The sequence below is a fragment of the Bacillus sp. RAR_M1_44 genome (assembly GCF_020165935.1).
Lineage (GTDB): Bacteria > Bacillota > Bacilli > Bacillales > Bacillaceae > Bacillus > Bacillus altitudinis.
The window spans coordinates 291,658-309,264 of sequence record NZ_JAIUKX010000002.1 but is presented as its reverse complement, the minus strand read 5'-3'; the positions used below and the strand labels follow the sequence as shown (position 1 = coordinate 309,264).

General features: G+C 45.6%; 11 protein-coding genes, 16 tRNA genes and 3 rRNA genes. 27 read left to right on the top strand and 3 right to left on the bottom strand.

Features of this window, described 5'->3' with window-relative positions; all coding sequences use genetic code 11:
- Positions 1-9: 9 nt before the first annotated feature.
- The 5 genes from LCD34_RS15130 (at position 10) to LCD34_RS15110 (ending at position 5,517) form a co-directional block, all read left to right on the top strand.
- Positions 10-1,032, top strand: coding sequence for an ABC transporter ATP-binding protein (locus tag LCD34_RS15130; RefSeq protein ID WP_224559680.1), 1,023 nt, complete (start codon positions 10-12; stop codon positions 1,030-1,032).
- Positions 1,001-1,978 carry an ABC transporter ATP-binding protein gene (locus tag LCD34_RS15125; protein ID WP_081038904.1) on the top strand — a complete coding sequence of 326 codons (978 nt, stop codon included), beginning with the start codon at positions 1,001-1,003 and terminating at the stop codon, positions 1,976-1,978. Before LCD34_RS15130 ends, LCD34_RS15125 begins: the two co-directional genes overlap by 32 nt.
- Positions 1,953-3,539: an ABC transporter substrate-binding protein gene (locus tag LCD34_RS15120; RefSeq protein WP_017358851.1), complete on the top strand. Its 1,587-nt coding sequence runs from the start codon at positions 1,953-1,955 to the stop codon at positions 3,537-3,539. The genes LCD34_RS15125 and LCD34_RS15120 overlap by 26 nt, the downstream gene beginning before the upstream one ends.
- Positions 3,540-3,600: 61 nt before the next feature.
- Positions 3,601-4,602 (top strand): ABC transporter permease, encoded by a 1,002-nt coding sequence (locus tag LCD34_RS15115; protein ID WP_017358852.1) that lies wholly within the window; start codon positions 3,601-3,603, stop codon positions 4,600-4,602.
- An 18-nt stretch (positions 4,603-4,620) separates the two neighbouring features.
- On the top strand, positions 4,621-5,517 hold the full coding sequence (locus LCD34_RS15110) for an ABC transporter permease (RefSeq protein ID WP_007496739.1): 897 nt from the start codon (positions 4,621-4,623) through the stop codon (positions 5,515-5,517).
- A 29-nt stretch (positions 5,518-5,546) separates the two neighbouring features.
- Here the strand turns inward: LCD34_RS15110 and LCD34_RS15105 are convergent, their stop codons facing one another.
- Entirely contained in the window at positions 5,547-6,620 is a 1,074-nt protein-coding gene (locus LCD34_RS15105) for an FUSC family protein (RefSeq protein WP_224559679.1), read from the bottom strand.
- Between the two features lie 247 nt (positions 6,621-6,867).
- Complete coding sequence (locus LCD34_RS15100; RefSeq protein ID WP_008341922.1) at positions 6,868-8,163, bottom strand: glutamate-1-semialdehyde 2,1-aminomutase; 1,296 nt, start codon at positions 8,161-8,163, stop codon at positions 6,868-6,870.
- 129 nt (positions 8,164-8,292) lie between these two features.
- On the opposite strand from LCD34_RS15100, the gene bcp reads away from it, so the two are divergent.
- On the top strand, positions 8,293-8,760 hold the full coding sequence (gene bcp, locus LCD34_RS15095) for a thioredoxin-dependent thiol peroxidase (protein WP_007496746.1): 468 nt from the start codon (positions 8,293-8,295) through the stop codon (positions 8,758-8,760).
- A 159-nt stretch (positions 8,761-8,919) separates the two neighbouring features.
- The gene (gene perR / locus LCD34_RS15090) at positions 8,920-9,357 is read left to right on the top strand and encodes a peroxide-responsive transcriptional repressor PerR (protein ID WP_003217782.1); all 438 of its coding nucleotides are present in this window, start codon (positions 8,920-8,922) and stop codon (positions 9,355-9,357) included.
- A 35-nt stretch (positions 9,358-9,392) separates the two neighbouring features.
- Here the strand turns inward: perR and LCD34_RS15085 are convergent, their stop codons facing one another.
- The gene (locus LCD34_RS15085) at positions 9,393-9,740 is read right to left on the bottom strand and encodes a YgzB family protein (protein ID WP_007496750.1); all 348 of its coding nucleotides are present in this window, start codon (positions 9,738-9,740) and stop codon (positions 9,393-9,395) included.
- Between the two features lie 189 nt (positions 9,741-9,929).
- Here LCD34_RS15085 and LCD34_RS15080 point away from each other — a divergent pair, with 189 nt between their 5' ends.
- The 20 genes from LCD34_RS15080 to LCD34_RS14985 all read left to right on the top strand — a co-directional run bounded on the left by LCD34_RS15080 (position 9,930) and on the right by LCD34_RS14985 (position 17,497).
- Positions 9,930-10,808: a nucleotidyltransferase-like protein gene (locus LCD34_RS15080; RefSeq protein ID WP_073416003.1), complete on the top strand. Its 879-nt coding sequence runs from the start codon at positions 9,930-9,932 to the stop codon at positions 10,806-10,808.
- A gap of 315 nt (positions 10,809-11,123) precedes the next feature.
- Positions 11,124-12,672 (top strand): 16S ribosomal RNA (locus LCD34_RS15075).
- A gap of 181 nt (positions 12,673-12,853) precedes the next feature.
- A 23S ribosomal RNA gene (locus LCD34_RS15070) occupies positions 12,854-15,784 on the top strand.
- Positions 15,785-15,894: 110 nt separating this feature from the next.
- Positions 15,895-16,010 (top strand): 5S ribosomal RNA (gene rrf, locus LCD34_RS15065).
- Together the 16S, 23S and 5S rRNA genes with 16 tRNA genes alongside form the textbook arrangement of a ribosomal RNA operon.
- A 9-nt stretch (positions 16,011-16,019) precedes the next feature.
- Positions 16,020-16,094: transfer RNA gene (locus LCD34_RS15060), tRNA-Asn, on the top strand.
- 4 nt (positions 16,095-16,098) lie between these two features.
- Positions 16,099-16,189 (top strand) — tRNA-Ser (locus LCD34_RS15055).
- Positions 16,190-16,208: 19 nt separating this feature from the next.
- Positions 16,209-16,283, top strand: a tRNA-Glu gene (locus LCD34_RS15050).
- Between the two features lie 32 nt (positions 16,284-16,315).
- Positions 16,316-16,391 (top strand) — tRNA-Val (locus LCD34_RS15045).
- Between the two features lie 15 nt (positions 16,392-16,406).
- Positions 16,407-16,483: transfer RNA gene (locus tag LCD34_RS15040), tRNA-Met, on the top strand.
- 14 nt (positions 16,484-16,497) lie between these two features.
- A tRNA-Asp gene (locus LCD34_RS15035) sits at positions 16,498-16,574 on the top strand.
- 19 nt (positions 16,575-16,593) lie between these two features.
- Positions 16,594-16,669: transfer RNA gene (locus tag LCD34_RS15030), tRNA-Phe, on the top strand.
- Positions 16,670-16,675: 6 nt separating this feature from the next.
- Positions 16,676-16,748: transfer RNA gene (locus LCD34_RS15025), tRNA-Thr, on the top strand.
- A gap of 15 nt (positions 16,749-16,763) precedes the next feature.
- A tRNA-Tyr gene (locus LCD34_RS15020) sits at positions 16,764-16,848 on the top strand.
- 13 nt (positions 16,849-16,861) lie between these two features.
- Positions 16,862-16,935: transfer RNA gene (locus LCD34_RS15015), tRNA-Trp, on the top strand.
- A gap of 24 nt (positions 16,936-16,959) precedes the next feature.
- Positions 16,960-17,035: transfer RNA gene (locus LCD34_RS15010), tRNA-His, on the top strand.
- A 9-nt stretch (positions 17,036-17,044) separates the two neighbouring features.
- Positions 17,045-17,116: transfer RNA gene (locus LCD34_RS15005), tRNA-Gln, on the top strand.
- A 7-nt stretch (positions 17,117-17,123) separates the two neighbouring features.
- Positions 17,124-17,198, top strand: a tRNA-Gly gene (locus tag LCD34_RS15000).
- A gap of 5 nt (positions 17,199-17,203) precedes the next feature.
- Positions 17,204-17,274, top strand: a tRNA-Cys gene (locus tag LCD34_RS14995).
- Positions 17,275-17,288: 14 nt separating this feature from the next.
- Positions 17,289-17,377: transfer RNA gene (locus LCD34_RS14990), tRNA-Leu, on the top strand.
- A gap of 38 nt (positions 17,378-17,415) precedes the next feature.
- Positions 17,416-17,497, top strand: a tRNA-Leu gene (locus tag LCD34_RS14985).
- Positions 17,498-17,607 lie beyond the last annotated feature (110 nt).

Here is a 17,607-nt window from a genome sequence, read left to right as displayed (position 1 = left end):
GGTGAAGATGTGAAAGAACAAGAAGTATTGCTAGATGTCAAACAGCTGTCCATTGCCTTTCAGCAAAAAAAGCAGAGAGTGCCGATCGTTCATGACATCTCATTCTCTATTCAAAAAGGAGAAACCTTAGGTATTGTGGGCGAATCTGGCTGCGGGAAAAGCATCACATCGATGTCTTTAATGGGGCTGAATCACCAAACAGAAACAACAGGTCACATACAATTTGAAGGTCAAAACCTGCTGTCACTTTCGGAGAAACAATGGCGAGAGGTCAGAGGGAATGACATCTCAATGATTTTCCAGGAACCCATGACTTCTCTCAATCCACTCATGACCATCGGCAAGCAAATGACAGAAGCCCTTTTCACACATCAGGCCATCAGCCAAAAAGAAGCAAAAGTGAAGGCAGTAGATTTGCTTCAAACGGTAGGCCTGAAACAAGCAGCGTCATTACTCAAAAAATATCCACATGAACTATCGGGCGGCATGCGTCAGCGTGTGATGATTGCGATGGCGATGCTGTGTCACCCAAAGCTCATGATTGCAGATGAACCAACGACTGCACTTGATGTCACCATCCAAGCACAAATTCTTCGTTTGCTCAAAAAGTTAAATGAAGAGATGGACACCGCTATTTTATTTATTACTCATGATTTAGGCGTCGTGCGGCAAATATGCCAGCGTGTCATGATTATGTATGCCGGTCGAATCGTAGAAGAAGGAACCGTTGACCGTATTTTTCAAAAACCTCTGCACCCCTACACGAAAGGTCTTTTCGCCTCTGTTCCATCATTTAAAGAGAAAAAAGAAAAACTCATGTCTATTGCGGGTCATGTACCTAAGCCAGGAGCTATTCGGTCCGGCTGTCAATTTGCACCACGCTGTCCATATCAAATGACGCAATGTCTTGAAAAAGACCCATCTTTACAATCCATTTCACACAATCACCGCGTCGCATGTTTTCTAATGGAAGGAGGAGAAGACACTGAATCACCCACTGCTGCAAGTGAATCAACTGACGAAGCGTTATGACACATCGGCATTTTTTTCTAATCACAAACAGACGACTTTGGCTTTAAATCAAGTGTCCTTTCACGTGAAAGAAGGAGAGACGCTCGGCATTGTGGGCGAATCTGGCTGCGGGAAATCCACCCTTGGCAAAAGCTTAATGAGATTAATCGAACCGACTTCTGGCTCAATCCAAATGAAAGGAAAAGAAGTGACGCTTCTGAAAGAACGAGACATGCGTTCCTTCAGAAAAGACATTCAAATGATTTTCCAAGATCCATACGCTTCCTTAAATCCACGAATGAAAATCAAAGACATTTTAGAAGAACCGCTCATTGTTCATAAACATGGAACAAAAGCAGAAAGACAAAAGCGGGTGAAAGAGATGCTGCACATTGTTGGGTTTGACCCATCCTATGGAGACCGTTATGCGCACCAATTCAGCGGAGGTCAGAGGCAGCGTATTGGAATTGCTAGGGCGCTAATTACTCATCCAAGTCTTGTGATTGCCGATGAGCCAGTTTCCGCTTTAGATGTATCGGTTCAAGCGCAAATATTGAATTTAATGCTCGAATTGCAAAAGACGCTTTCTCTGACGTACTTGTTTATTTCTCACGATCTAGGCGTTGTCAAGTATATGAGCGACCGAATTGCAGTGATGTACGCTGGCCGTATTGTAGAAATGGGTCCAGCGGAGGACGTATTTCACAAGCCGCTTCATCCTTATACATCGCTTCTTCTGAAATCCATTCCACATATGGATCACGTGCTGGAAACGCAGGATGTGTCAGCGGAAGAATCCACCCCGGTGTCAGAAGATGGCTGTCCTTTCTATAAAAGATGTCCAAAAAGGTGGGCGCAATGCTTGCAAGCTGTTCCGCCTTTGTATGAGGAGGAAACAGGTCATGCAGCTGCGTGTTATTTATATCAAAAGGAGGAACACAATGAAGAAGACATGGTTATTCAGTAGTTTCATTTTTGTGCTGGCACTTGCGTTATTTTTAGGGGGCTGTTCATCTTCATCAACATCAGAAGAAAAAGCCACAAAAGATACTCTCGTATTCGGTAGAGGAGGAGACTCTACATCACTTGATCCGATTACAACAACAGAAGGCGAAACCTTCAAGGTCACAGAGAATATGTTTGAAAAACTTTTGAATTACGGTGAAAAAGACACGACCATCCATCCGGGCCTCGCAACAGAATGGGATGTTGCGAAGGACGGAAAATCGTACACGTTCTACTTAAGAGAAGGTGTGAAATTTCACGATGGTACAGACTTTAATGCAGAAGCAGTAAAATTCAACTTTGACCGCTGGATGAATGGAGATGCCGAAAAATTTCCTTACTACGGCATGTTTGGCGGCTATAAAAAAGATAAAGGGCATGTCATTAAAGACATCATCGTCAAAGGAGAGCATGAAATTGAATTTCAACTCAAACGCCCGCAAGCAACATTTCTGAAAAACATCGCCATGTCACCATTTGGTATCGCTAGTCCTGCAGCAGTTGAAAAAAGCGGTGATTCATTTAGAGAAAACCCAGTGGGCACAGGACCATTTAAGTTTAAAGAATGGAAGCAGAACGACCGTATTGTCTTAGAAAAGAACGAAGATTACTGGCAAAAAGATAAACCAAAACTGAAACAAATCATCTTCCGCTCTATTCCTGAAAACTCTGCTCGTTTAAATGCGCTTAAAACAGGCGAAATCGACTTAATGGATGGCGTCAATCCGTCCGATTTAGATGGCATTAAAACAGACAAAGCGCTCCAGTTGATTGAAAGACCATCCATGAACGTAGGTTATATCGGGTTGACAGTGACTAGAAAGCCGCTTGATAACAAGTTGGTTCGTCAGGCACTCAATTATGCAGTTGATAAAGAATCAATCATCGAGTCGTTTTATGGAGGGCTTGCTGAACCAGCAAAAAATCCACTTCCTCCGTCATTAGAAGGCTACAATGACGAGATTGAGCCATATCCATATGATCCGGAAAAAGCAAAAGAACTATTGAAAGAGGCAGGCTTCCCTGACGGTTTTCGCATCAAGCTTTGGGCAATGCCTGTGCCGCGTCCATATATGCCAGACGGGATGAAGGTAGCTGAAGTCATTCAGTCAAACTTTGAAAAAGTTGGTGTCAAAGCCGAAATCGTCACATATGATTGGGCGACTTATTTAGATAAAGCAAGTAAAGGCGAAGCAGATGTGTTCTTATTAGGATGGACAGGGGACAATGGCGATCCTGATAATTTCATCTATACATTATTAGATAAAGACAGTATTGGCGGTAACAACTATACATTCTTCCAAAACGATAAAATGCATGACATCCTCATTGAAGCGCAGACCGATACGGATCAAAAGAAGCGAAATGAATTATATCAAGAAGCTCAAGAAATCATTCATGATGAAGCGCCTTGGATTCCATTAGTCCATTCAATTCCAATGCTTGCAGCATCTAAAGATTTAAAAGGCTACCAGCCGCATCCGACTGGTTCCGAAGCATTGACTGACGTATATTTCGAATAAGCAAATAAGGGAGATCGTTCGATCTCCCTTATCCAAACAATGAAAAGGCGGTGAAAGCTGTTTGTTTGCTTATTGTATGAAGCGAGCAGGAATGCTCATTCCAGTACTGATCGGAATGACCTTAGTTGTATTTTCTATTATTCGGTTTATCCCTGGAAATCCGGCGCAGGTCATCTTAGGACAGCGGGCAACGAAAGAAGCAGTAGAGCAATTGACGATTCAGCTTGGTTTAGACCAGCCGTGGTACGTACAATATGGTCACTACATGCTGGGGCTTTTAAAAGGCGATCTAGGGACTTCCATACGAACAGGAGCGGCTATTGCCCAGGAAATGAAGCCTTACTTATTTGCTACATTAGAATTGACTTTCTTCGCTATGTTGCTGGCGATTATTGTCGGTGTGAATGCCGGAATCATTAGTGCGTGGTTTAAACATTCTTTCTTTGATTATGTGGCCATGTTTATTGCGCTCATTGGGGTGTCCATGCCGATTTTCTGGTTAGGCTTAATGGGACAGTGGCTATTCTCGATTGAATTAGGTATTTTGCCGACTACAGGACGAGAAAACGTCAGAAATCCGGTAGAGTCGATCACCTATATCCATACGCTGGACACGATTTTGCAAGGACGATTTGATCAATTTTTTGACAGCATCAAGCATTTAATTTTACCAAGTACCGCTCTCGCAACGATTCCTGCTGCGATTATTGCAAGGATTACGAGGGCAAGTATGCTGGAAGTTCTTCATTCAGATTTTATTCGAACAGCAAAAGCAAAAGGGGTACGTTCATTTTTCATCATTTATCAGCATGGGCTGAAAAATGCGCTCATTCCGATTTTAACGATTATTGGTCTTCAAACAGGTCTCTTGCTAGGCGGAGCCATTTTAACAGAAACGATCTTTGCTTGGCCGGGAATTGGGCGGTATATTTACGATGCCATTAGCTATCGTGATTATCCTGTCATTCAAACTGGCATTCTTGTTGTTGCGCTCATATTTGTGCTGATCAATTTCATTGTGGATATCTTGTATGCAGTCATTGATCCGAGGATTAAATACTAGAGAAGGGAGAGTGACGACATGGAAGCGCAAAAAGAGCTTCAAGCACCTAAACAAAAGGAAGAACGCTCTCAATCACTGATTCTTGAATCGATGAAACTGTTCTTTCAGCACAAGCTGGCGGTCATTGGCACTGTGATTGTCTTTTTATTTCTGATCCTAGCAATCTTTGCACCGCTCATTGCTCCTTATGGAATCAACGAGCAGTCGCTAGGCGAACGATTTAGTGCCCCTTCAGCTGCGCATTGGTTTGGTACGGATGATTTCGGGAGAGACATATTTTCTAGAGTCGTGCATGGAGCTCGGATTTCATTATGGGTGGGTTTCTTCTCCGTTCTCGGGTCGGTTATTTTAGGGACATTGCTTGGATTGATGGCAGGTTACGGCGGTAGATTACTGGATGCTGTCATCTCAAGACTATTTGATATTTTACTCGCTTTTCCTAGCATTCTATTAGCGATTGCGATCGTTTCCATCTTAGGCCCTTCCTTACAAAATGCCCTTATTGCCATAGCGATTATTAACGTCCCCACATTTGGCCGGCTCGTTCGTTCAAAGGTGCTGAGCATTAAGCAAGAAGAATACGTCTTAGCAGCAAAGGCAGTCGGGATGTCACACCGCCGCATCGTTCTTCGTCACATACTGCCAAATAGTATGGTGCCGGTGATCGTTCAGGCGACGCTTGCGATTGGTACAGCCATTATCGAAGCGGCGGCTTTAGGATTTTTAGGATTAGGTGCACAAGCGCCAAGTCCAGAGTGGGGGAAAATGCTTGCAGATGCGAGACCTTATCTCGTACAAGCGCCATGGACTTTATTTTTCCCGGGGATTGCGATCATGCTGACGGTTCTTGGCTTTAACTTGATGGGAGATGGATTAAGAGACACCCTTGATCCTAAAATGAAGAAAATAAAATAAGACCGATTCTAAGAATCGGTCTTTTCTATTTAAGCTTCTTTTTCTTCTGTCTCAATCTCACTATCTTTTGGGTGATACGTTTGGAAGGTTGTAATCAAAGTATCTAGATGCTCCAATTCATCACGGTATTCAATAATACTCGACATCACATTCAGCATATTGTAATCCAGCAAGTCGTTTTCTTGATTTTGCTGGTGCTGAATAAATGATTTTGTTAATGCTTCAAGACGAAGAGAGCATTCATTCTGAAAATCATCGTCCTGCGGTTTCATTTTTCCAACAAACTTCATCAAGGTACGTTCATGCCAATACAGTAAATAATCGATCTCATCTGTTAAGCTCTCTCTGAAATGCTCTGGCATCAAATGAATTTCATTTTCTAACTTATGAAGCTTTTTCAGCAAGTACAGCGCTCGATTAGACGTCATGATTGCCTGTCTGAATAAAACAAGCTTTCTAGATTTGACATAAGTTGTTTTCTTTAAATAGCTTCGTTCTTCTTTGTATAACAAGTAAATGTGATCTAATTTGATCATGCGTTCTTTTATTTGATCGATGTCATCCTTTAAAGTGGAATGATCAGTAGACTGTCTGGAGCTCAGACGGATCCATTTTAAAATCTCCTCCGTATTTTCCATAATGTGATGAACAAGCTTTGTTTCATACTTTGGCGGCAGGAAAATCAAATTCACTAAAAATGAAGAAAGTACGCCTAACACCACAGTTGCTGTTCGAATTAAGGCAAAGGAAAGGAAATGATCCCCTGCACTTTCTAAAATCGCGATGACGGTTACGAGTGCAATCGGAATCGTGTGTTCAATCTTCAGCTTTAAATTAATCGCAATGACCATGACGGCAGTTAAGCCGATGATGACGGGTCCTGTGCCAAAAAGCAGACCGAACGTAATGGCAAGTGCTGCTCCAATAATATTGGCTTGCACTTGATCAACAATCGTTAAAAATGATCGATAAATAGATGGCTGGATAGCAAATACAGCTGCAATTCCCGCGAAGACGGGTGTCGGCAACCCAAGCCATGTTGCCAGGTAAAGCGCGAGTACAATGGCAATACCAGTTTTTAAAATACGGGCTCCAAGTTTCATTGGTTTTGTCCCTGCATTCCTTTCTTTTCGATAATAGATGACCACTTGTCATATATCATAAATATTTTGATGAAACAACTAAGTAATATACAGCGGTCTTCCGAAATATTCAAGTGATTTTTGAAAGTTCATGAAAACATCAAAAGAAGGTATTGAGAAAAAATGTAACAGATTCACTCGCTTTTGACAATCAAGAGCTGGTAAATAAAAAAACAGACGCATGAATTTACATCTGTTTTTCTCTTAATTATGATTGTTTCAGTTGTTCAAACGCATGATCTACTGCTTTTAGCGTTTCAGAAATATCATTTTCAGTATGTGCAATGGTTAAGAACCACGCTTCATATTTAGAAGGAGCGAGGTTAATACCTTGTGCGAGCATGAATTTAAAGAAACGGGCGAACATTTCACCATCCGTATTTTCAGCCTGCTCGTAGTTCACAATCGTTTCCTTTGTAAAATAAATGGTGAGAGCACCTTTTAAGCGATTCACTGTAATATCTACTTGATGTTTTTTTGCGTGGGCTAAAATTCCCTCTTCTAACATGGCCCCGAGCTGATCCAGACGTTCGTAGACTCCGTCTTCTTTTAACACTTCCAAGCATGCAATACCAGAAAGGATGGAGGCGGGATTTCCTGCCATCGTACCAGCTTGGTAGGCTGGTCCAAGCGGGGCGACTTGCTCCATAATTTCTTTTTTGCCGCCGTAAGCGCCGATTGGAAGACCGCCGCCGATAATTTTACCTAATGCAGTGAGGTCAGGTTTTACTTGAAGCAAGTCCTGTGCACCACCATACATAAAGCGGAAAGCTGTAATGACTTCATCATAGATGACTAGAGCCCCTTTTTCATGAGTCAGGTCATTCACCTGCTGCAGGAAACCGTCTTTAGGCTCTACGATGCCAAAGTTCCCGACAATTGGCTCAACAAGAACAGCTGCTACTTCATCACCCCAGCGGTCTAATGCTTCTTTGTAGCTGTCTATATCGTTGAATGGAACGGTAATGACTTCATTTGCAATACTTTTAGGCACGCCCGCTGAATCTGGTGTTCCTAAAGTGGAAGGTCCAGAGCCAGCCGCAACTAGCACAAGATCAGAATGACCGTGGTAACATCCGGCAAACTTAATGATCTTTGTTCTGCCTGTATAAGCGCGAGCGACACGGATTGTCGTCATCACAGCTTCTGTCCCTGAATTGACAAAACGAACTTTGTCCAAAGCAGGCATCGCTTCCTTCAGCATCTTAGCAAAAGTGACTTCATGCTTCGTTGGTGTTCCGTAAAGGACACCCGTCTCGGCTGCTTTCGTGATGGCTTTTGTAATATGAGGATGAGCATGTCCCGTAATAATTGGACCGTATGCTGCCAAATAGTCGATATAACGGTTTCCGTCAACATCCCAAAAATAAGCGCCTTCGCCTTTTTCCATTGCAACAGGTGACCCGCCGCCCACTGCTTTATATGAACGAGATGGGCTGTTAACCCCTCCAACAATATGCTCCAGCGCCTCTTGATGTAATTTTTCTGATTCGGTGAATTTCATAAATAGCCTCCTATCTCAACGTATCACGTCGTCTATCATTATTTTAACATGCCGATGCAAGCGTCCTTAGTTGAATATCTTCTCGAAATTGGATAGGCTAATGAAAAAATAGGTTGGAGGGATTGTATCATGACAATCGAAGTGGGGCAGCAAGTACCTGATATTGAATTACTCGGTGATAATGGAGAGAAAGTAAAGCTCTCTGATTTTAAAGGGAAACACATTGTCCTTTATTTTTATCCAAAAGATATGACGCCGGGGTGCACAACGGAAGCTTGTGATTTCCGTGACCGCCATCAAAGCTTTGCGGAATTAGATGCTGTGATCATCGGCGTAAGCCCAGACGGTCAAGACAAGCACCAAAAGTTTAAAGAAAAACATGACTTACCTTTCCTGCTTCTTGTCGATGACGAACAAAAATTGTCTGAAGCTTTCGGTGTATGGAAGCTGAAAAAGAACTTTGGTAAGGAATACATGGGAATTGAACGCTCAACGTTTCTTATTAATAAAGAAGGAAAACTTGTGAAAGAGTGGCGTAAAGTAAAGGTGAAAGATCATGTGGAAGAAGCGCTTGAGGAACTGAAAGCTCACGCTTAATCTGTTGACGTGATGAGATCGGCAGTCGTGCCGGTCTTTTTTGTATAGAAGAATAGGTAAAAAAGAGGATTGTAATTGACAAAGTTTCGGCTCTGGGGGTACACTATTTATAAAGATTATAATATAAGAATATTTTTGAAAAGAGAGGTGCATGATGAAATGGCTGCTCACGAACTAAAAGATGCTTTAGACGCTCTAAAAGAAACCGGTGTTCGAATTACTCCGCAGCGCCATGCCATCTTGGAGTTTCTCGTAAATTCTATGACACACCCAACCGCGGACGATATATATAAGGCACTTGAAGGAAAATTTCCTAATATGAGTGTAGCAACGGTTTACAACAATTTACGAGTCTTCCGGGAATCTGGATTAGTAAAAGAGTTAACGTATGGGGATTCCTCAAGCCGATTTGATTTTGCGACATCTGACCATTACCATGCGATTTGTGAAAACTGCGGAAAGATCGTTGACTTTCACTATCCTGGCCTTGATGAAGTAGAACAGCTTGCATCCCATGTGACAGGCTTTACAGTAAGTCATCATCGCTTGGAGATCTATGGCACTTGTCAAGAATGTGCAAAAAAAGAAAATCATTAATGAAAAAGCTGACCAGTTGAATGGTCAGCTTATTTTTATGACTTTTTTCGATTGTAGGATTCATCAAACTCTTTGCCTTCTAATGCTGGATCGAGTGTAAGTGGCTCTCTGCAATGCATGCACATGTCCACCCGCCCAAGCACTTTTGTTTCCTTCTCACAGCCTGGACATACGACCCGGACTGCCTTCGTAGAAAGCATACCGATCCAAAAGTAAACGGCTGTACTCAATCCAATCGATAACACGCCGAGTAGCATAAAGAAGGTCGACAGCCAGACCGATTCCTTGAAGAACACACCGATATACATGATCAAAAAACCAACAAAAACCAAACTAAGTGCAAATGTTCTGATTTTATTAATCTTACTGGAGTATTTCGCCATCCCTAGTCCCCCTTATCTCCAATATAGCACATTTTACCTTTCTGTTTGAATTAGTTATAGAGTTTTGTGAATAAATTGCTTATAATGATTCAACGATCTTTTTTCATGTATTGAAGGAATTTTGATTCTATGAGGAGAAATACATAGCATTAGAGAAGAACCTTACACCCAAGTATTGGAGGAATCACTATGGAAAATCTTCTCCGTCCTATTTATCAAGAGAGAGCAAGTCATCCAGATACATTAGCTGTGATTATAGTAGAAAGAAGACATAAAGTATCTTCTGAGACGGATAACTTTGATGCAGCGCTTCTAGTCATCGTAAAGGATGCGGAAGAACCGTTATTTATTAAGCACTATGAATCCGGTCACCAAACAGCTTCTTTAAATGTTGTCACAGATGATCAGTTGAAGGAATGGATTACCTTAGGTACCAACAGACGGATTATTGATTGGATTTTAAACGGAAAAGTCCTGTTTGATCGAAATGAATATATTTTCAACTTGATTGATGAACTGAGTACATTCCCGTTTTCTAACCGCAAGCTCAAAATTGGTTTAGAATATGGCAAGCTCATTCGCAGATATATAGAAGGAAAAGCATTTTTTGAATCAAATCAATTCCTCGATGCATATAATTCCATTGTGCATGCCCTGCATCATCTGGCGCGTATTGAAGTGATTGATAAAGGCTTCCACCCAGAAGTGACCGTTTGGAATCAAGTACGTCATATGGAGCCGGAAGTATATAAACTTTATTCAGAGCTAATTGAAAGCCACGAAAGTCTTCATAAGCGGTTAGAACTTTTATTCCTAGCGAATGATTTCTTGATCCATTCAAAAGCAGAAATTGGTGCGGCCCATTTGCGTCAAGTCATGGAACAGCAGGAAATTTGGCTGTTTGGCGAGCTTCTTGCACATCCTGATCTCAAGCATTTCACACCTGATCTTAGTGTGATGATTGATTTCTTTGTGGAAAAAGGAATTGTGCTAGTAGAGCCAATTGAGACGAAGGGGCAAAAAATCTATCACCGAGGATATTTTGTTAAAAAAGATATTGACGCATGAATATTATGATGGTATATTATTAAACGTCGCTAATGAGCAACCGAGTTGCTTTGAAAGAAAAGCGGACAAAAAGAAATTCAGAAAAACACTTGACGCACACGGTGCTCAAATGTTATATTAAGAAAGTCGCCTCTGAGCGACAATGAAGATGATCTTTGAAAACTAAACAAGACAAAACGTACCTGTTAATTCGAGTTTTTATAAAAAATCCTATGATACTTCATAGGTAGTCAGTCAGACTGACGAGGCAGGAAATGATCACATGCTAAGTTCGCTACATCGTGTAGCAACGCGTGTATGATATGCATCCTGCATACCTCGGAGAGTTTGATCCTGGCTCAGGACGAACGCTGGCGGCGTGCCTAATACATGCAAGTCGAGCGGACAGAAGGGAGCTTGCTCCCGGATGTTAGCGGCGGACGGGTGAGTAACACGTGGGTAACCTGCCTGTAAGACTGGGATAACTCCGGGAAACCGGAGCTAATACCGGATAGTTCCTTGAACCGCATGGTTCAAGGATGAAAGACGGTTTCGGCTGTCACTTACAGATGGACCCGCGGCGCATTAGCTAGTTGGTGAGGTAACGGCTCACCAAGGCAACGATGCGTAGCCGACCTGAGAGGGTGATCGGCCACACTGGGACTGAGACACGGCCCAGACTCCTACGGGAGGCAGCAGTAGGGAATCTTCCGCAATGGACGAAAGTCTGACGGAGCAACGCCGCGTGAGTGATGAAGGTTTTCGGATCGTAAAGCTCTGTTGTTAGGGAAGAACAAGTGCAAGAGTAACTGCTTGCACCTTGACGGTACCTAACCAGAAAGCCACGGCTAACTACGTGCCAGCAGCCGCGGTAATACGTAGGTGGCAAGCGTTGTCCGGAATTATTGGGCGTAAAGGGCTCGCAGGCGGTTTCTTAAGTCTGATGTGAAAGCCCCCGGCTCAACCGGGGAGGGTCATTGGAAACTGGGAAACTTGAGTGCAGAAGAGGAGAGTGGAATTCCACGTGTAGCGGTGAAATGCGTAGAGATGTGGAGGAACACCAGTGGCGAAGGCGACTCTCTGGTCTGTAACTGACGCTGAGGAGCGAAAGCGTGGGGAGCGAACAGGATTAGATACCCTGGTAGTCCACGCCGTAAACGATGAGTGCTAAGTGTTAGGGGGTTTCCGCCCCTTAGTGCTGCAGCTAACGCATTAAGCACTCCGCCTGGGGAGTACGGTCGCAAGACTGAAACTCAAAGGAATTGACGGGGGCCCGCACAAGCGGTGGAGCATGTGGTTTAATTCGAAGCAACGCGAAGAACCTTACCAGGTCTTGACATCCTCTGACAACCCTAGAGATAGGGCTTTCCCTTCGGGGACAGAGTGACAGGTGGTGCATGGTTGTCGTCAGCTCGTGTCGTGAGATGTTGGGTTAAGTCCCGCAACGAGCGCAACCCTTGATCTTAGTTGCCAGCATTTAGTTGGGCACTCTAAGGTGACTGCCGGTGACAAACCGGAGGAAGGTGGGGATGACGTCAAATCATCATGCCCCTTATGACCTGGGCTACACACGTGCTACAATGGACAGAACAAAGGGCTGCGAGACCGCAAGGTTTAGCCAATCCCACAAATCTGTTCTCAGTTCGGATCGCAGTCTGCAACTCGACTGCGTGAAGCTGGAATCGCTAGTAATCGCGGATCAGCATGCCGCGGTGAATACGTTCCCGGGCCTTGTACACACCGCCCGTCACACCACGAGAGTTTGCAACACCCGAAGTCGGTGAGGTAACCTTTATGGAGCCAGCCGCCGAAGGTGGGGCAGATGATTGGGGTGAAGTCGTAACAAGGTAGCCGTATCGGAAGGTGCGGCTGGATCACCTCCTTTCTAAGGATATATGGAGCAGCGTGCGTTTTCGTCTTGTTTAGTTTTGAAGGATCATTCCTTCAAACATGTCTCTAGCGAGACAGGATTGTTCTTTGAAAACTAGATAACAATAAGTAATACATTCACATTGAATGCAATGCAAAGTTCATCACACATAGTGATTCTTTCTAAAGTAAGAAATGGTTAAGTTAGAAAGGGCGCACGGTGGATGCCTTGGCACTAGGAGCCGATGAAGGACGGGACGAACACCGATATGCTTCGGGGAGCTGTAAGCAAGCTTTGATCCGGAGATTTCCGAATGGGGAAACCCACTGCTCGTAATGGAGTAGTATCCATACTTGAATACATAGAGTATGAGAAGGCATACCCGGGGAACTGAAACATCTAAGTACCCGGAGGAAGAGAAAGCAAATGCGATTCCCTGAGTAGCGGCGAGCGAAACGGGAACAGCCCAAACCAAGAGGCTTGCCTCTTGGGGTTGTAGGACACTCTATACGGAGTTACAAAGGAACGATATAAGCGAAGAGGTCTGGAAAGGCCCGCCAAAGAAGGTAACAGCCCTGTAACTGAAATGTTGTTCTCTCCAGAGTGGATCCTGAGTACGGCGGAACACGTGAAATTCCGTCGGAATCCGGGAGGACCATCTCCCAAGGCTAAATACTCCCTAGTGACCGATAGTGAACCAGTACCGTGAGGGAAAGGTGAAAAGCACCCCGGAAGGGGAGTGAAATAGATCCTGAAACCGTGTGCCTACAAGTAGTCAGAGCCCGTTAACGGGTGATGGCGTGCCTTTTGTAGAATGAACCGGCGAGTTACGATCCCGTGCAAGGTTAAGCAGAAGATGCGGAGCCGCAGCGAAAGCGAGTCTGAATAGGGCGCATGAGTACGTGGTCGTAGACCCGAAACCAGGTGATCTACCCATGTCCAGGGTGAAGTTCAGGTAACACTGAATGGAGGCCCGAACCCACGCACGTTGAAAAGTGCGGGGATGAGGTGTGGGTAGGGGTGAAATGCCAATCGAACCTGGAGATAGCTGGTTCTCTCCGAAATAGCTTTAGGGCTAGCCTCAAGGTAAGAGTCTCGGAGGTAGAGCACTGATTGGACTAGGGGCCCCTACCGGGTTACCGAATTCAGTCAAACTCCGAATGCCGATGACTTATCCTTGGGAGTCAGACTGCGAGTGATAAGATCCGTAGTCGAAAGGGAAACAGCCCAGACCGCCAGCTAAGGTCCCAAAGTATACGTTAAGTGGAAAAGGATGTGGAGTTGCTTAGACAACCAGGATGTTGGCTTAGAAGCAGCCACCATTTAAAGAGTGCGTAATAGCTCACTGGTCGAGTGACTCTGCGCCGAAAATGTACCGGGGCTAAACGTATCACCGAAGCTGCGGACTGTTCTTACGAACAGTGGTAGGAGAGCGTTCTAAGTGCAGTGAAGTCAGACCGGAAGGACTGGTGGAGCGCTTAGAAGTGAGAATGCCGGTATGAGTAGCGAAAGACGGGTGAGAATCCCGTCCACCGAATGCCTAAGGTTTCCTGAGGAAGGCTCGTCCGCTCAGGGTTAGTCGGGACCTAAGCCGAGGCCGAAAGGCGTAGGCGATGGACAACAGGTTGATATTCCTGTACCACCTCCTCACCATTTGAGCAATGGGGGGACGCAGGAGGATAGGGTAAGCGCGGTATTGGATATCCGCGTCCAAGCAGTTAGGCTGGGAAATAGGCAAATCCGTTTCCCGTGAAGGCTGAGCTGTGATGGCGAGCGAAATTTAGTAGCGAAGTTCCTGATTCCACACTGCCAAGAAAAGCCTCTAGCGAGGTGAGAGGTGCCCGTACCGCAAACCGACACAGGTAGGCGAGGAGAGAATCCTAAGGTGATCGAGAGAACTCTCGTTAAGGAACTCGGCAAAATGACCCCGTAACTTCGGGAGAAGGGGTGCTTCTTAGGGTGTTAAAGCCCCGAGAAGCCGCAGTGAATAGGCCCAGGCGACTGTTTAGCAAAAACACAGGTCTCTGCGAAGCCGTAAGGCGAAGTATAGGGGCTGACGCCTGCCCGGTGCTGGAAGGTTAAGAGGAGCGCTTAGCGTAAGCGAAGGTGCGAATTGAAGCCCCAGTAAACGGCGGCCGTAACTATAACGGTCCTAAGGTAGCGAAATTCCTTGTCGGGTAAGTTCCGACCCGCACGAAAGGCGCAACGATCTGGGCACTGTCTCAACGAGAGACTCGGTGAAATTATAGTACCTGTGAAGATGCAGGTTACCCGCGACAGGACGGAAAGACCCCGTGGAGCTTTACTGTAGCCTGATATTGAATGTTGGTACAGCTTGTACAGGATAGGTAGGAGCCTTGGAAACCGGAGCGCTAGCTTCGGTGGAGGCATCGGTGGGATACTACCCTGGCTGTATTGACCTTCTAACCCGCTGCCTTTATCGGGCAGGGAGACAGTGTCAGGTGGGCAGTTTGACTGGGGCGGTCGCCTCCTAAAATGTAACGGAGGCGCCCAAAGGTTCCCTCAGAATGGTTGGAAATCATTCGCAGAGTGTAAAGGCACAAGGGAGCTTGACTGCGAGACCTACAAGTCGAGCAGGGACGAAAGTCGGGCTTAGTGATCCGGTGGTTCCGCATGGAAGGGCCATCGCTCAACGGATAAAAGCTACCCCGGGGATAACAGGCTTATCTCCCCCAAGAGTCCACATCGACGGGGAGGTTTGGCACCTCGATGTCGGCTCATCGCATCCTGGGGCTGTAGTCGGTCCCAAGGGTTGGGCTGTTCGCCCATTAAAGCGGTACGCGAGCTGGGTTCAGAACGTCGTGAGACAGTTCGGTCCCTATCCGTCGCGGGCGCAGGAAATTTGAGAGGAGCTGTCCTTAGTACGAGAGGACCGGGATGGACGCACCGCTGGTGTACCAGTTGTTCTGCCAAGGGCATCGCTGGGTAGCTATGTGCGGACGGGATAAGTGCTGAAAGCATCTAAGCATGAAGCCCCCCTCAAGATGAGATTTCCCATTCCGCAAGGAAGTAAGATCCCTGAAAGATGATCAGGTTGATAGGTCTGAGGTGGAAGCGTGGTGACACGTGGAGCTGACAGATACTAATAGATCGAGGACTTAACCTATATTCTAATGTGAAAAATGAACATTGTTATCTAGTTTTGAGAGAACATTTTTTGAAATATCTCTTGATTTATTTGCAATACATAGTATAATATCTTTTGTCACTAAATTGTCTGGTGATGATGGCGAAGAGGTCACACCCGTTCCCATACCGAACACGGAAGTTAAGCTCTTCAGCGCCGATGGTAGTTGGGGGTTTCCCCCTGTGAGAGTAGGACATCGCCAGGCTTTCTTCATTCCGCAGTAGCTCAGTGGTAGAGCTATCGGCTGTTAACCGATCGGTCGTAGGTTCGAATCCTACCTGCGGAGCCAATTTGGAGAGCTGTCCGAGTGGCCGAAGGAGCACGATTGGAAATCGTGTAGGCGGTAACCCCGTCTCAAGGGTTCGAATCCCTTGCTCTCCGCCACAAGATACATATAATAGAGGGCCCGTTGGTCAAGCGGTTAAGACACCGCCCTTTCACGGCGGTAACACGGGTTCGAATCCCGTACGGGTCACCATTTTTATAGAAATACATACCAGCATTTTATTCGGAGGATTAGCTCAGCTGGGAGAGCATCTGCCTTACAAGCAGAGGGTCGGCGGTTCGAGCCCGTCATCCTCCACCATATCTTTTATATCGTCGCGGGGTGGAGCAGTTCGGTAGCTCGTCGGGCTCATAACCCGAAGGTCGCAGGTTCAAATCCTGCCCCCGCAACCAAATTTCTCTTTATTGGTCCGGTAGTTCAGTTGGTTAGAATGCCTGCCTGTCACGCAGGAGGTCGCGGGTTCGAGTCCCGTCCGGACCGCCATTTTTCAAAAAGAATATTTGGCTCGGTAGCTCAGTTGGTAGAGCAACGGACTGAAAATCCGTGTGTCGGCGGTTCGATTCCGTCCCGAGCCACCACTATTTGCCGGTGTAGCTCAATTGGTAGAGCAACTGACTTGTAATCAGTAGGTTGGGGGTTCAAGTCCTCTTGCCGGCACTGTTTTTCAAATGTGGAGGGGTAGCGAAGTGGCTAAACGCGGCGGACTGTAAATCCGCTCCCTCCGGGTTCGGCGGTTCGAATCCGCCCCCCTCCACCATTTTTATTTTCATAGGGGCATAGTTTAACGGTAGAACAGAGGTCTCCAAAACCTCCGGTGTGGGTTCGATTCCTACTGCCCCTGCCAATTATATGATTCATAACATCTATGGCGGTTGTGGCGAAGTGGTTAACGCACCAGATTGTGGCTCTGGCACTCGTGGGTTCGATTCCCATCAATCGCCCCATTTTATTATTGGGCTATAGCCAAGCGGTAAGGCAACGGACTTTGACTCCGTCATGCGTTGGTTCGAATCCAGCTAGCCCAGTTGATATGCGGAAGTAGTTCAGTGGTAGAACACCACCTTGCCAAGGTGGGGGTCGCGGGTTCGAATCCCGTCTTCCGCTCCAATTATGGCGGCATAGCCAAGTGGTAAGGCAGAGGTCTGCAAAACCTTTATCCCCGGTTCAAATCCGGGTGTCGCCTTTTTTGAAAAGACTGCCGGGGTGGTGGAATTGGCAGACACACAGGACTTAAAATCCTGCGGTAGGTGACTACCGTGCCGGTTCAAGTCCGGCCCTCGGCACCATTTTTTATTTATTATAAGTTGCGCTCTTTAATGATCATGCCGGTGTGGCGGAATTGGCAGACGCGCACGACTCAAAATCGTGTTCCTCACGGAGTGCCGGTTCGACCCCGGCCACCGGTATCTATTAAAAGTTTCATGATTGGTTTTTACCGTGAACCTAACGTTTCACCCTCGTGGTGAAACGTTTTTTTGTGGTTTAAATGAGTTATTTAGATAAAAATAGAAACCTA

Excerpts from the sequence above, each read along its gene's own strand:
- LCD34_RS15120 (WP_017358851.1), top strand. The coding sequence starts at position 1,953 with ATGAAGAAGACATGGTTATTCAGTAGTTTCATTTTTGTGCTGGCACTT.
- LCD34_RS15110 (WP_007496739.1), top strand. The coding sequence starts at position 4,621 with ATGGAAGCGCAAAAAGAGCTTCAAGCACCTAAACAAAAGGAAGAACGC.
- LCD34_RS15105 (WP_224559679.1), bottom strand. The coding sequence starts at position 6,620 with ATGAAACTTGGAGCCCGTATTTTAAAAACTGGTATTGCCATTGTACTC.
- LCD34_RS15100 (WP_008341922.1), bottom strand. The coding sequence starts at position 8,163 with ATGAAATTCACCGAATCAGAAAAATTACATCAAGAGGCGCTGGAGCAT.
- bcp (WP_007496746.1), top strand. The coding sequence starts at position 8,293 with ATGACAATCGAAGTGGGGCAGCAAGTACCTGATATTGAATTACTCGGT.
- perR (WP_003217782.1), top strand. The coding sequence starts at position 8,920 with ATGGCTGCTCACGAACTAAAAGATGCTTTAGACGCTCTAAAAGAAACC.
- LCD34_RS15085 (WP_007496750.1), bottom strand. The coding sequence starts at position 9,740 with ATGGCGAAATACTCCAGTAAGATTAATAAAATCAGAACATTTGCACTT.
- LCD34_RS15080 (WP_073416003.1), top strand. The coding sequence starts at position 9,930 with ATGGAAAATCTTCTCCGTCCTATTTATCAAGAGAGAGCAAGTCATCCA.